This is a genomic window from Streptomyces avicenniae, from assembly GCF_000719135.1.
In the GTDB taxonomy this organism is placed as follows: Bacteria; Actinomycetota; Actinomycetes; order Streptomycetales; family Streptomycetaceae; genus Streptomyces; species Streptomyces avicenniae.
In genome coordinates, this window is the sequence record NZ_JOEK01000001.1 from 574,729 (window position 1) to 587,360 (window position 12,632).

Here is a 12,632-nt window from a genome sequence, read left to right on the forward strand (position 1 = left end):
CCCCTCGCGTCCGGCATATTGCCCGCACGCGCCCCGGCGCCGCCCCCCGACACCCCCGCCAGGCCGGGCGATTCGAACGCGCGGTCCCGTTTCACCCCCGCCGCGTCCCCCGATGGGGTCTTCTGTTGCGCAATGCGGCGGAAATCGGCGCACCGCCGCCACGGAGAGCGCGCAGAGTGGTCCTGACGGTGACGGACGGACGGAGGGGGCCTGCGATGGCCTGGACGTACGGCGCGTGCGTGGTGGACACGCGGACCGGCAGGATCGGGCGGATCACCGCGCGGACGGACGAGCGCTTCCGCCTCACCCCGCTCAGCAGCGGCCGTGTCTGGGACTGCCCGGTGGACGCGGTCCGCGAGGCCACCGAGTGGGAGCAGCGCAACGCCGATGTCCTGGACGCCACCTGGCGTTTCTGGCGCCCTAGGCGCCACGGCGGACTTCCACCGTACGGAAACGTGGGGTGATGTACGCGCCGTCCACCAGCGCCGCGTTGGCGGCCGGATTGCCGCCCGAGCCGTGCAGATCGGCGAACGCGGCCGTCTGATTGACGTGTACGGGGCCCGTCAGGTTGAGCGAGAGCTGCGCGCACTCGTCCAGGCAGGCCGCCACCAGCCCGGCCTCCACCTCGGGTGACGTCGTGTGGCCGAGGACCGTCATCGCGCCGTGGTCGCGGATCGTCCGGCGCAGCAGCGTGAGCGCGTCCTCCGCGGAGTCCACCGGCACCACGAAGCTGATCGGGCCGAACCATTCGCGCAGCGCGGCGGCACGGTCCCGCGCGGCCACGATCAGCGGCGTCCGTACCGTCGCGGCCGGGTACTCCGGGTGCGTCAGCGCGCGGGAGGCGAGCAGGACGTCTCCGGCCTCCGCAGCGGCGGCGAGACGGTCGGCCACCCGGTCGTCCACGAGCGCGCCGAGCAGTCCGGCCGCCCGCTTCTCGTCCGACAGCAGCGCGGTGACGGCCGCCGCGAGGTCGCCCACCACCTGCTCGTGCGTCTTGTGGCCCTCGTCGGTGGCGATGCCGTCGCGCGGGATCAGCAGGTTCTGCGGGGTGGTGCACATCTGGCCGCTGTAGAGCGTGAGGGAGAAGGCGAGGTTCGTGAGCATGCCCCGGTAGGCGGCCGTCGAGTCGATGAGCACCGTGTTGACGCCCGCCTTCTCGGTGAAGACGGCCGCCTGCCGCGCGGTGGTCTCCAGCCAGTCGCCGAACGCGCTCGACCCGGTGTAGTCGATGATCCGCACCTCGGGCCGTACGGCGAGGTCACGGGCGCTGCCCTCGCCCGGGTACTCGGGCGCCAGGCAGACGAGGTTCGGGTCGAACCCGGCCTCGGCCAGCGTCTCGCGGGCGACCCGCACGGTGAGGGCGAGCGGCAGCACGGCGCCCGGATGCGGCTTGACCAGCACGGGGTTGCCGGTGGCCAGCGAGGCGAACAGGCCGGGGTAGCCGTTCCAGGTGGGGAACGTGTGGCAGCCGATCAGGAGCGCGATGCCGCGCGGCACCGGGGTGAACTCCAGGTCGAGCCGGGCCGTTCCGCGCCGCCCCTGCGGCTTCTCCCAGGTGGCGGCGCCCGGTACGCGCGTCTGCTCGGCGTAGGCGTACGCGAGGGCTTCGAGCGCGCGGTCCTGCGCGTGGGAACCACCCGCCTGGAGCGCCATCGGGTACGCCTGCCCGGTCGTGTGCATCACCGCGTGCGCGAACTGGGCGGTCCGTCCGTTGATCCGCGCCAGGATCTCCACGCAGGTCAGCGCGCGCGTCAGCGGTCCCGCGGCGCGCCAGGCGGGGAGCGCGGCGCGCATGGCGGGCAGCAGGACGTCCGGGTCGTGGTGCGCGTACTCGATGCCGAGCGGGAAGCCGTAGGGCGAGATCTCGCCGCCGGTCCAGCCGTCCGCGCCCGGCTGGCCCAGCTCGAACCGCCGGTCGCGCAGCGCGTCGAACGCGGCGCCTCCGTCCCCGCCGTAGGCGCGGGGATGCTCGGGGAAGGGCGACCAGTAGGTCCGGTGACGGATGGTCTCGGCGGCGGCTTCCAGGGTGACACGGTGTGCGGGGTCCATGACCTGATGCTGCGTCGAGACGTCCCCGTGGGGCAAGAGCCGCGGGCCGTCCGGCAGTCGGCGGGCCCGTGGTGCGGGGATGAGCGACGCGTATATGGAGTGGTAGCGTCCGGACGTTCGGCCCCCGTCCCGCCGCAACCACGCCGGGCCGGGGCGCCAACTGGCCTGTCTGTTCGGGGCTGACACACGCGTCGCCTGCCGATCCGGGAGAATCCATGACCACCGACCGCCTTACACCCCACGGCAGTCAGCACCGTGTCCCGTCGGAGTGGCAGGTCCCGGACTGGGGTGAGGCCGAGGACTTCATCCGGATGTTTCACGTGGAACATCCCGATCAGCCGGTGCCGTTGACGATGCGTCTGCGGCAGATACGGGAGCATCTGGAACATACCGGTACCTATCGCCATACCGGCGCGGAGCTTCAGTTCGGCGCCCGTGTCGCCTGGCGCAACGCCAGCCGCTGCATCGGCCGTCTCTACTGGAAGAGCCTGCGCGTCCTTGACCGGCGTACCGCCGTCACGGCGGACGAGATATTCGACGGGATGCGCGAGCATCTGCGGCTGGCGACCAACGAGGGCCGTATCCGCCCGGTGATCTCGGTCTTCGCCCCCGCCACCCCGTACCGCGAGGCCCCCCGCGTCTGGAACAGCCAGCTCATCCGCTACGCCGGCTACCGCGACGCGTCGGGCGGCACCATCGGCGACGGCGCCCACACCGCGTTCACCGACCTCGTCCGGCAGCTCGGCTGGCAGGCCCCCGGCGGCTGGTTCGACGTGCTGCCCCTCGTGATCCAGACGCACGGCGACAAGCCGCAGCTGTACGACGTGCCGCCCGAGCTGATCCTCGAAGTGCCGCTGACGCACCCGACGCTGCCCGCGTTCGACGAGCTGGGCCTGCGCTGGCACGCCGTCCCCGCGATCTCCAACATGCGGCTGTCCATCGGCGGCATCGACTACCCGCTGGCCCCGTTCAACGGCTGGTACATGGGCACCGAGATAGGCGCCCGCAATCTGGTGGACGCCGACCGGTACGACCTGCTGCCCGTCATGGCCGGTCTCCTCGGCCTCGACACCTCGGACGAGACGACGCTCTGGCGGGACCGCGCCCTGGTCGAGCTGAACGTCGCCGTCCTCCACTCGTTCACCCGGGCCGGGGTGAAGATCAGCGACCACCACACCGAGTCGCGCCGCTTCCTCACCCACATCGAGCGGGAGGAGGCGCAGGGCCGCGTCGTCCCGGCGGACTGGAGCTGGATCGTGCCCCCCGTCTCGGGCGGCCTGACCCCGGTCTACCACCGGTACTACGACGAGGCGGACCTGCTGCCCAACTTCTTCCTCGACGACGCGGCCCGCGCCCGCAGCCAGGGCTGCCCCGTCGAGCACTGACCGCCCGGCCGCCCGGCCGCTGGGAGGCCCCGCCGCTCAGACCCCGTCGGGCGGCGGCACCGTCCGGTACTCGGGCTCGCCCGCCGGCTCGTACGTCTGGACGACGATGCCGGACTCCGTGCTCTCGACGCCGGTCAGCCGCAGCGCCGCGGGCGGGCTGCCCGCGGCGAACAGCCGCCGCCCGTTGCCCAGCACGACCGGATGGACCAGCAGCCGCAGCTCGTCGATCAGGCCGTGCGCCAGCAGGTACCGCGCCAGCGTCCCGCTGCCGTGGATCTGGAGCTCGCCGTCGCCCTGCCGCTTCAGCTCGGCGACCTGCTCCGCCGCGTTCCCGCCGAGCACGGAGGTCCCCTGCCAGGCGGGGTGCTCCAGCGTCTGCGAGACGACGTACTTGGGCAGCCCGTTCAGCCGGGACGCCACCGGGTCGGCCGGGTCGGTCACCTTCGGCCAGTACCCGGCGAAGATGTCGTACGTCCGCCGCCCCAGCAGGAACGCGTCGGCCCGCTCGAACCAGCCGCCGATCAGCCGCCCGAAGTCCGCCTGCGCGTACCGCATGGACCAGCCGCCCTGCGTGAACCCCTCGCTCGGGTCCTCGTCCCGCCCGCCGGGACCCTGCACGACCCCGTCCAGGGTCGTGAACTGCGTGAGCGTCAGCCGCATGGTGACCGCACCTCTCCTGTGCTTCCGTGGCACCGGCCGACACCCGACCGGTCATCCTCCAGACCACCGGCCCCCGGGGAACTCATCGCTCATCCCCCGGGCAGCAGATCCGTCTCCTCGAAGACCAGCAGCGTCCGCGTGCTCAGCACCTCGGGGATGCTCTGCAACCGCGTGAGCACCAGCTCGCGCAGCGCCCGGTTGTCCGGCGCGTGCACCAGCAGCAGCACGTCGAAATCGCCGCTGACCAGCGCGATGTGCACGGCCCCCGGCAGCCGCACCAGCTTCTCGCGCAGCGTCCGCCAGCTGTCCTGCCGGATCTTCAGCGTGATGTACGCGGACGCGCCCTGCCCCGCCCGCTCGTGGTCCACCCGCGCCGTGAAGCCCCGGATCACCCCCTCGTCCAGGAGCCGCCCCACCCGCGCGTACGCGTTCGCCCGCGAGATGTGCACCCGCTCCGCGATGGAACGGATGGACGCGCGCCCGTCCAGCCGCAGCAGGCGCAGGATCGCCTCGTCCACCTCGTCCAGCAGCCGTTCACCGGCCCTGGGCAACTGGCCTTCCACCATGCGGTAATCCCTCCCCGCCTTGGACATCCTGCCCCCATCACAGGCCAGGAGTTGCCGACTGTCCACAGGACTTCGCGCCACGTAGCCAATCCGTTCCGCTGCCCCAACAATCGGGAGGGAGAGCAGGAGGTGCCGCCATGACGATCGTGGAGCAGCCCGCCGCCACCCGCGCACTGCTGCCCGAGCCGGAACCCCACCGCGTCCTCGGCACCGGCGCCGCCCCCGACGCCCGGCTGTGGCCCGAGCTGTACCGCCTGCTCGTGCGCGGTCGGCGCCTCAACGAGCAGGCCACCGCCCTCACGCGGCAGGGCCGCCTCGCCGTCTACCCCTCCTCCACCGGCCAGGAGGCGTGCCAGATCGCCGCCGCCCTCGCCCTCGAACCCCGCGACTGGCTCTTCCCCAGCTACCGCGACACCCTCGCCGTCATCACCCGGGGCGTGCCCCCGGCCGCCGCCCTCGGCCTGCTGCGCGGCGACTGGCACACCGGCTACGACCCGCGCGAACACCGCGTCGCCCCCCTGTGCACGCCGCTCGCCACCCAGCTCCCGCACGCCACCGGCCTCGCCCACGCGGCCCGGCTGCGCGGCGACGACGTCGTCGCCCTCGCCCTCGTCGGCGACGGCGGCACCTCCGAGGGCGACTTCCACGAGGCGCTGAACTTCGCGGCGGTCTGGCGCGCCCCCGTCGTCTTCCTCGTGCAGAACAACCGGTACGCCATCTCCGTCCCCCTCGCCGCCCAGACCGCCGCCCCCTCGCTCGCGCACAAGGCCGTCGGCTACGGAATGCCGGGACGCCTCGTGGACGGCAACGACGCCCCGGCCGTCCTGACGGTGCTGCGCGAGGCCGTGGCGCACGCCCGCTCCGGCGGCGGCCCCACCCTCGTCGAGGCCCTGACGTACCGCATCGACGCCCACACCAACGCCGACGACGCGACCCGCTACCGGCCGCCCGAGGAGGTCGCCGCCTGGCGCGAGCGCGACCCGCTCACCCTCCTCGCCCGCGACCTGCGCGCCCACGGCCTCCTCACCGACGAGACCGAACGCGCCGCCCGCGCCGACGCCGACACCCTCGCCGCCGCCCTGCGTGCCGCCCTGAACACCGACCCGGCGCTCGACCCGCTCGACCTCTTCGCCCACGTCTACGCCACCCCCACCCCCCAGCTGCGCGAACAGCGGGACGCCCGGTGAGCGCCACCATGGCGCAGGCACTCAACCGCGCCCTGCGCGACGCCCTGGCCGCCGACCCCGACGTCCACCTCCTCGGCGAGGACATCGGCACCCTCGGCGGCGTCTTCCGCGTCACCGACGGCCTCGCCGCCGAGTTCGGCCCCGAGCGCTGCGCCGACACGCCGCTCGCCGAGGCGGGCATCCTCGGCGCGGCGACCGGCATGGCGATGTACGGGCTGCGGCCGGTGGTCGAGATGCAGTTCGACGCGTTCGGCTACCCGGCGTTCGAGCAACTGGTCAGCCACGTCGCCAAGATGCGCAACCGCACGCGCGGCGCGCTCCCGCTGCCGCTGACCGTGCGCGTCCCGTACGGCGGCGGCATCGGCGGCGTCGAGCACCACGGCGACTCGTCCGAGGCGTACTACATGGCCACGCCGGGGCTGCACGTCGTCACCCCCGCGACCGTCGCCGACGCGTACGGCCTCCTGCGCCAGGCCATCGCGACCGACGACCCGGTCGTCTTCCTCGAACCCAAGCGCCTCTACTGGTCACGCGACGACACCGTCGAACTGCCCGCCACCGTCGAGCCCTTCGGCCGCGCCGTGCTGCGCCGCGAGGGCGCCGACGCGACCCTCGTCACGTACGGCCCGGCCGTCCCCGTCTGCCTGGCCGCCGCCGACGCCGCCCGCGAGGCGGGCTGGGACCTCGGCGTCCTCGACCTGCGCACGCTCGTCCCGTTCGACGACGCCACGGTCTGCGCCGAGGTACGCCGCACGGGCCGCGCCGTCGTCGTCCACGAGGCGTCGGGCTTCGCCGGTCCCGGCGCCGAGATCGCCGCCCGGGTGACAGAACGCTGCTTCCACCACCTCGCCGCGCCCGTCCTGCGCGTCACCGGGCACGACATCCCGTACCCGCCGCCGATGCTCGAACGCCACCATCTGCCCGACGTGGACCGCGTGCTGAGCGCCGTCGCCCGGCTGCAATGGGAGGACCAGGTATGAGCGCACAGGAGTTCAGGCTGCCCGACCTCGGCGAGGGCCTGACCGGCGCCGAGATCGTCCGCTGGCTGGTGGAGGTCGGCGACACCGTAGCCGTCGATCAGCCCGTGGTGGAGGTGGAGACCGCCAAGGCGGTCGTCGAGGTGCCCGTGCCGTACGCCGGCACCGTCGGCGAACGGTTCGGCGCGCCGGGCGAGGAGATCCCGGTCGGCGCGCCGCTCCTGCGCGTCACGCCGTCGGACGCGCCCGCGGGCGCCAGCGGGCCCGTCCTCGTCGGGTACGGCACGAGCCCGCCGGTCGCCGCCCCCGTCCCGGCGCCGCCCCGGCCTGCACCCGCGCCTGCGCCCGCGGGCGCGCAGAACGGCAGGACCGTCCCCGTCGTCTCCCCCCTGGTCCGCCGCATCGCCCGCGAACGCGGCATCGACCTGCGTACCGTCAGCGGCACGGGCCCCGGCGGGCTCGTCCTGCGCTCCGACGTCGAGGCCGCCACCGCGACCACCCGCGTACCCCTGCGCGGCACCGCCGCCGCCATGGCCGAGAAGCTCACCCGCAGCCACACCGAAATCCCCGCCGCCACCTGCTGGCTGGACGTGGACGCGACCGAACTCCTCGCCGCCCGCCGCCACACCGGCCTGCCCCTCCTCGCGCTCCTCGCCCGCGTCTGCGTCTCCGCGCTCGTCCGCCACCCGCAGCTCAACGCGACCGTGGACACCGAGGCCCGCGAGATCGTCCGCCACGGCCCCGTGCACCTCGGCATCGCCACCGACACGGAACGCGGCCTGCTCGTCCCCGTCGTCCGCGACGCCCACCTCCTCCCGGCACGCCGCCTCGCCGACGAACTGACCCGCCTCACCGGCACGGCGCACGCGGGCGTCCTCTCCCCGGCGGAACTCACCGGCGCCACCTTCACCCTCAACAACTACGGCGTCCTCGGCGTGGACGGCTCCACCCCGCTGCTCAACCACCCGGAGGCCGGGATGCTCGGCGTCGGCCGCATCGCCGAGAAACCGTGGGCGCACGAGGGCACGCTCGCCCTGCGGCACGTCGTGCAGCTGTCCCTCACCTTCGACCACCGCGTGTGCGACGGCGCGATCGCCGCCGCGTTCCTGCGCCATGTCGCCGAACGCGTGGAGCGGCCCGTGCTGCTGCTCGCCGACCTCTGACCCGGCCGGACGGGAACCCTCCACATCCCGTTCCGGTCCGTAACCGCTTCCGGCGGCTACCCGTGGGTACACACCCGTACCACCCGACTACCGTGACCGCATGAGCCCTTACGAGGCCCTGGTCCTCGCCGGAGGCGCCGCCCGCAGGCTCGGTGGCGCCGACAAACCAGCCGTCCCGGTCGGCGGACGCACGCTCCTCGACCGCGTCCTGGCCGCGTGCGCCGACGCGGCCCGCACCGTCGTCGTCGGCCCCCGCCGCCCGACACCGGGACGTACCGTCGTCTGGACCCGCGAACACCCGCCGGGCGGCGGCCCCCTCCCCGCCCTCGACGCCGGACTGCGCGCCACCGAGGGCCCGCTCGTCGCCGTGCTCGCCGCCGACCAGCCGTTCCTCACCCCGGCGCGCCTCGGCGTCCTGCGCGCCGCCCTGCCCGACGACGCCGCCGAAGCCGACGGCGTGCTGCTGCGCGACCACACCGGACGCGACCAGCCCCTCACCGCCGTCTACCGCACCGAGTCCCTCCGCCGCGAACTGGCCCTGGCCACCGCCGAGTACGGCACGCTCACCGGCCTTCCCCTCCACATCGTGCTCTCCGGCCTGCGGCTGCGCCGCCTCGACTGCGACGACACTCTCGACTGCGACACCTGGGCCGACATCGCCGCCGCCCGCGCCCGCATCAGGGACCATGGACAGGTGTTGGACGAATGGATCGCAGCGGTCAAGACCGAACTCGGCATCGACCCCGACGTGGACACCAAGGCGCTGCTCGACACCGCCAGGGACGCCGCGCACTCGGTGGCACGGCCCGCCGCGCCGCTGAGCACCTTCCTCATCGGCTACGCGGCGGCCCTGCACGGGATGTCCCCCGCCGAGGCCGCCTGCAAGGTCTCGGACCTGGCGCGCCGCTGGGACGAGGAGTCGGCGTCCCCGGGGGCCGGGGCTGCCGAGGGCGCACGTCCGTGAGCGACGACTTCGACGACGCCCTCGCCCTCGCGAACGGCCCGGCCGCCGCCGCGACCGTCGCCGCCCCCCGTGCCCCCGCCGCCGGGCCCGCGCCGCCACGCGCCGCCGCCCGGCACCCCGACGAACCCTCCTGGGACGCCGCCCGCGCCACCGCCCACCGCGCCGCCCGCCCTCTGCCGCCCCGCCGCCTGCCGCTCGACCTCGCGCTCGGCCACACCCTGGCCGCCCCGCTGACGGCCCTCACCGACCTCCCCGCGTTCGACACGTCCGCGATGGACGGCTGGGCCGTCGCCGGTCCCGGGCCCTGGCGGCTCACCGAAGCCCCCGACGCCCGCGGCCTCCTCGCGGGCGGCGCCACCGGCCCGCGCATCGCCGACGGGCAGGCCGTCGTCATCGCGACCGGCGCCCGGCTCCCCGACGGCGCGACGGCCGTCCTGCGCGCAGAACACGGCGCCGTCACCGGCCGCCGTCTCACGGGCACCGTGCCGGGGCACGGCGCCGACATCAGGCCGCGCGGCCAGGAGTGCCGCACCGGCGCCGAACTGCTCCCCGCCCGCACGGTCCTCACCCCCGCCGCGCTCGGCCTCGCCGCGGCGGCGGGCTACGACCAGCTCGCCGTCCGCCCGCGCCCGCGCGTCGAGGTGCTGGTGCTGGGGGACGAGCTGCTGTTCCGCGGGCTGCCGTACGACGGCCGTATCCGTGACGCGCTCGGCCCCATGACCGGCCCCTGGCTCACCGCCCTCGGCGCCCAGACCCTCGTCACGCGCCGCCTCGGCGACGACGCCGAGGCGCTCCACGAGGCCATCAGCACCAGCCGCGCCGACCTCGTCGTCACCACGGGCTCCACCGCGCACGGCCCCGTCGATCACCTGCGCGCCACCCTCGACCGGCTCGGCGCCCACCTGCTGATCAGCGGCGTCGCCGTCCGTCCAGGACACCCCATGCTGCTGGCCGAACTGCCCTCGGGGCCGCCCCTGATCGGCCTGCCGGGCAACCCGCTGGCCGCCGTCTCCGGCCTGATGACGCTGGCCGCGCCGCTGCTGTGCGGCCTCGCCGACCGGCCCGCCCCCACCGACCGCACCGCCACCCTCACCGGCGTCGTACGGGGCCACCCGCGCGACACCCGGCTCGTGCCCGTGGTGTGCCAGGAACCAGGCCTGGCCAGGCCGCTGAACTACACGGGCCCCGCCATGCTGCGCGGCATCGCCGCCGCGTCAGCCCTGGCCGTCATCCCTCCGGGCGGGGCCCAGGAGCACGCCCGGGTCCGCCTCCTCGACCTCCCGCAGGCATGAGACTTCCCGGCAGTCCCGAGCCCGACGACGCGGACGAGGACATCCCCGACAGCCTGCGCGGCCAGCGCTCGCACGACGTCCGCCTCCCCCGCCAGGCCGCGGGCCCCCTCGTCCAGGTGATGCGGCGCATCGCCATGGCGACCGCCGTCCTGGCCGCCGCCGTCGTGATCGTCTACCTCGACCGCGACGGCTACAAGGACAACGTCGCGGGCGGCCCGGTCAACTTCGCCGACACCCTCTACTACGTGACGGTGTCGCTCTCGACCACCGGCTACGGCGACATCGTGCCCGTCACGGACAAGGCGCGGCTGCTCACCACGTTTCTCATCACACCGCTGCGGGTGCTGTTCCTGATCATCCTGGTCGGCACCACACTGGAAGTCCTGACCGAGCGCACCCGTGATCAGTGGCGCCTGGCCCACTGGAGGAGCACCTTGCGCGACCACACCGTCATCGTCGGCTTCGGCACCAAGGGCCGGTCCGCCGCGGAGACCCTGATCGGCGCGGGGCTGGCGCTGGACCGCATCGTGGTGGTCGATGCCAGCCCGGCGGTCGTGGAGCTGGCCGGGGCCGACGGGTACGCGGGCGTCGTCGGCGACGCCACCCGCAGCAGCGTCCTCATGCGCGCGCGGGCCGACCGGGCGCGGCAGGTCATCATCTCGGCCCAGCGCGACGACACCGCCGTCCTCGTCGCGCTGACCGTGCGGCAGCTCAGCAAGAACGTGCGCATCGTCGTCTCCGTGCGGGAGGAGGAGAACGTCCCGCTGCTGCGGCAGTCGGGCGCCGACTCCGTGATCACGTCGTCGAGCGCCGTCGGACGCCTCCTCGGCCTGTCGATGATCAGCCCCAGCTCCGGCGCCGTCATGGAGGACCTGATCCAGCACAGCCAGGGCCTCAGCCTGCGCGAGCGGCCGGTCACCAAGGCCGAGGCGGGCCGTTCGCCCCGGGACTGCGACGACCTGGTCGTCTCGGTCATAAGGGGTCACCAGCTGCTGCCGTACGACGACCCGGAGGTGGCCACGCTGAAGCTGACCGACCGTCTCGTCGTCATCCACCGTGTGACGCCCGAGGAGATCGCCGCCAAGAACCGCGCCCTCGCCGAGCGGCGCGGCGCCGACCGTGGACCAGGATCGTGGCGCATCCCGCGCCGGTGAGCGTCCTGGCGGAGCGGTCGGGCGTCACCATCACCCGCAGCGGCGACACCGTGACCAAGGCCCACGCGGCGGGCACCGACACCGCCGCGCTGACCGCGCGCATACGCCTCGCCGCGCACCCGGCGCTCGCCGACGTCCTGCTGCCCCCGCTGCCCCCGGCCGAGGTCACCACGTGGCACGACGGCAGGGCGGCGACGCGCTGGCCGTACGGCACGCCGATCGACCCGGCGGCCGGTGCCGTGCCGTGGGCCGAGGCGGGCGCGCTGCTCGCGCGGCTGCACACGACGCCCCTCGCCGCGCTGTCCGGCGCCCCCCTCCCGCCGAGCGGCGCACCGGCCCGCATCCTGGCGACACTGCCGGGGACGCTGCGCGCCCTGCCCCGTACGCCCCTGACCGCCGCGCTGGAACGCGTCCTCGCCGCCACGGCCACCGTCGCCGCGACCGGCCGGGCGCTGTGCCACGGGGACTTCCACCTGGGCCAGCTGGTCCGCACCGGCGGCGCCTGGCACCTGATCGACGTGGACGACCTCGGGGCGGGCGACCCGGCGTGGGACCTCGCCCGCCCCGCCGCCTGGTACGCGGCCGGGCTGCTGCCGCCGGAGGACTGGTCCGCCTTCCTCCACGCCTACCGGCCCGGCTGGGACCCCTGGCCCTCGGTGGACGTCCCGGCCCGCCTGATGACGGCCCACACCGTCGCCCGCGCGCTGACGCACGCGGAGGAGGCCCAACGTCCGCTCACCGAGGAGGAATTGGCCCTTGCCGACGCATCTTTCCGGATAAGCCGACTAAGCTGAGGCTGTCAGCAAATCGACCATGGAGCCGATGATGCAGTGTCCCAAGTGCGGTGCGCAGTTGCACACGTTCAACCGGAGCGGGGTCCAGATCGAGCAGTGCAGCAACTGCCGCGGGATCTTCCTCGACTACGGCGAGCTTGAGCACCTGACGAAGCTCGAATCCCAGTGGGCACCGCAGGCCCCGCCGCCGCCCGCCGCGCCGAACGCCCCCCACTACCAGCAGCAGCCCCCCGGCCCGGCCTGGGGCGCGCCGCAGCACCACGGCGGTCACGGCGGTCACCACGGCGGCCACGGCGGTCACCACGGCCACCGCCGGGGCGGCATCTCCGGCCTCTTCTTCTCGTCCTGACGCACCGCACGCCCCAGCACACCCGAACGCCCCGCGCCCCCGGCGCCGGGGCGTTCGCCGTTCCGCGGGCACGCCCGGCGCGCCGCCCGTCC

At 74.6% G+C, this 12,632-nt stretch carries 13 protein-coding genes; 10 read left to right on the forward strand and 3 right to left on the reverse strand.

Annotated features, from left to right (window positions below; genetic code table 11):
- Positions 1 to 215 precede the first annotated feature (215 nt).
- Positions 216 to 464, forward strand: coding sequence for a hypothetical protein (locus IF27_RS02705; protein ID WP_052847578.1), 249 nt, complete (start codon positions 216 to 218; stop codon positions 462 to 464).
- Here IF27_RS02705 and paaN read toward each other — a convergent pair.
- Entirely contained in the window at positions 421 to 2,049 is a 1,629-nt protein-coding gene (gene paaN, locus IF27_RS02710; protein WP_052847579.1) for a phenylacetic acid degradation protein PaaN, read from the reverse strand. The genes IF27_RS02705 and paaN overlap by 44 nt on opposite strands.
- A 311-nt stretch (positions 2,050 to 2,360) precedes the next feature.
- Here paaN and IF27_RS02715 point away from each other — a divergent pair, with 311 nt between their 5' ends.
- The gene (locus IF27_RS02715; protein ID WP_420821975.1) at positions 2,361 to 3,434 is read left to right on the forward strand and encodes a nitric oxide synthase oxygenase; all 1,074 of its coding nucleotides are present in this window, start codon (positions 2,361 to 2,363) and stop codon (positions 3,432 to 3,434) included.
- 36 nt (positions 3,435 to 3,470) lie between these two features.
- Here the strand turns inward: IF27_RS02715 and IF27_RS02720 are convergent, their stop codons facing one another.
- Both IF27_RS02720 and IF27_RS02725 read right to left on the reverse strand, forming a co-directional pair.
- Positions 3,471 to 4,094 carry a dihydrofolate reductase family protein gene (locus IF27_RS02720; protein ID WP_052847581.1) on the reverse strand — a complete coding sequence of 208 codons (624 nt, stop codon included), beginning with the start codon at positions 4,092 to 4,094 and terminating at the stop codon, positions 3,471 to 3,473.
- Positions 4,095 to 4,183: 89 nt separating this feature from the next.
- A complete protein-coding gene (locus IF27_RS02725) occupies positions 4,184 to 4,660 on the reverse strand; it encodes an Lrp/AsnC family transcriptional regulator (protein WP_052847582.1) in 477 nt (158 codons plus the stop codon).
- A 137-nt stretch (positions 4,661 to 4,797) separates the two neighbouring features.
- Here IF27_RS02725 and pdhA point away from each other — a divergent pair, with 137 nt between their 5' ends.
- The 8 genes from pdhA (at position 4,798) to IF27_RS02765 (ending at position 12,540) form a co-directional block, all read left to right on the forward strand.
- Positions 4,798 to 5,847 (forward strand): pyruvate dehydrogenase (acetyl-transferring) E1 component subunit alpha, encoded by a 1,050-nt coding sequence (gene pdhA, locus IF27_RS02730; protein ID WP_052847583.1) that lies wholly within the window; start codon positions 4,798 to 4,800, stop codon positions 5,845 to 5,847.
- 8 nt (positions 5,848 to 5,855) lie between these two features.
- Positions 5,856 to 6,827, forward strand: a complete 972-nt coding sequence (locus tag IF27_RS02735) for an alpha-ketoacid dehydrogenase subunit beta (RefSeq protein ID WP_052847915.1) — start codon at positions 5,856 to 5,858, stop codon at positions 6,825 to 6,827.
- Entirely contained in the window at positions 6,824 to 7,987 is a 1,164-nt protein-coding gene (locus tag IF27_RS02740; RefSeq protein ID WP_052847584.1) for a dihydrolipoamide acetyltransferase family protein, read from the forward strand. The genes IF27_RS02735 and IF27_RS02740 overlap by 4 nt, the downstream gene beginning before the upstream one ends.
- A gap of 100 nt (positions 7,988 to 8,087) precedes the next feature.
- The gene (locus tag IF27_RS31375) at positions 8,088 to 8,951 is read left to right on the forward strand and encodes an NTP transferase domain-containing protein (protein ID WP_052847585.1); all 864 of its coding nucleotides are present in this window, start codon (positions 8,088 to 8,090) and stop codon (positions 8,949 to 8,951) included.
- Positions 8,948 to 10,243: a molybdopterin molybdotransferase MoeA gene (locus IF27_RS02750; protein WP_052847586.1), complete on the forward strand. Its 1,296-nt coding sequence runs from the start codon at positions 8,948 to 8,950 to the stop codon at positions 10,241 to 10,243. The genes IF27_RS31375 and IF27_RS02750 overlap by 4 nt, the downstream gene beginning before the upstream one ends.
- Positions 10,240 to 11,397, forward strand: coding sequence for a potassium channel family protein (locus IF27_RS02755; RefSeq protein ID WP_052847587.1), 1,158 nt, complete (start codon positions 10,240 to 10,242; stop codon positions 11,395 to 11,397). The genes IF27_RS02750 and IF27_RS02755 overlap by 4 nt, the downstream gene beginning before the upstream one ends.
- Positions 11,376 to 12,191, forward strand: a complete 816-nt coding sequence (locus IF27_RS02760; protein ID WP_052847588.1) for a phosphotransferase — start codon at positions 11,376 to 11,378, stop codon at positions 12,189 to 12,191. Before IF27_RS02755 ends, IF27_RS02760 begins: the two co-directional genes overlap by 22 nt.
- A gap of 31 nt (positions 12,192 to 12,222) precedes the next feature.
- A complete protein-coding gene (locus IF27_RS02765) occupies positions 12,223 to 12,540 on the forward strand; it encodes a TFIIB-type zinc ribbon-containing protein (RefSeq protein WP_052847916.1) in 318 nt (105 codons plus the stop codon).
- The last annotated feature ends 92 nt before the right edge of the window (positions 12,541 to 12,632 follow it).

Excerpts from the sequence above, each read along its gene's own strand:
- IF27_RS02705 (WP_052847578.1), top strand. The coding sequence starts at position 216 with ATGGCCTGGACGTACGGCGCGTGCGTGGTGGACACGCGGACCGGCAGG.
- paaN (WP_052847579.1), bottom strand. The coding sequence starts at position 2,049 with ATGGACCCCGCACACCGTGTCACCCTGGAAGCCGCCGCCGAGACCATC.
- IF27_RS02715 (WP_420821975.1), top strand. The coding sequence starts at position 2,361 with ATGTTTCACGTGGAACATCCCGATCAGCCGGTGCCGTTGACGATGCGT.
- IF27_RS02720 (WP_052847581.1), bottom strand. The coding sequence starts at position 4,094 with ATGCGGCTGACGCTCACGCAGTTCACGACCCTGGACGGGGTCGTGCAG.
- IF27_RS02725 (WP_052847582.1), bottom strand. The coding sequence starts at position 4,660 with ATGGTGGAAGGCCAGTTGCCCAGGGCCGGTGAACGGCTGCTGGACGAG.
- pdhA (WP_052847583.1), top strand. The coding sequence starts at position 4,798 with ATGACGATCGTGGAGCAGCCCGCCGCCACCCGCGCACTGCTGCCCGAG.
- IF27_RS02735 (WP_052847915.1), top strand. The coding sequence starts at position 5,856 with ATGGCGCAGGCACTCAACCGCGCCCTGCGCGACGCCCTGGCCGCCGAC.
- IF27_RS02740 (WP_052847584.1), top strand. The coding sequence starts at position 6,824 with ATGAGCGCACAGGAGTTCAGGCTGCCCGACCTCGGCGAGGGCCTGACC.
- IF27_RS31375 (WP_052847585.1), top strand. The coding sequence starts at position 8,088 with ATGAGCCCTTACGAGGCCCTGGTCCTCGCCGGAGGCGCCGCCCGCAGG.
- IF27_RS02755 (WP_052847587.1), top strand. The coding sequence starts at position 10,240 with ATGAGACTTCCCGGCAGTCCCGAGCCCGACGACGCGGACGAGGACATC.
- IF27_RS02765 (WP_052847916.1), top strand. The coding sequence starts at position 12,223 with ATGCAGTGTCCCAAGTGCGGTGCGCAGTTGCACACGTTCAACCGGAGC.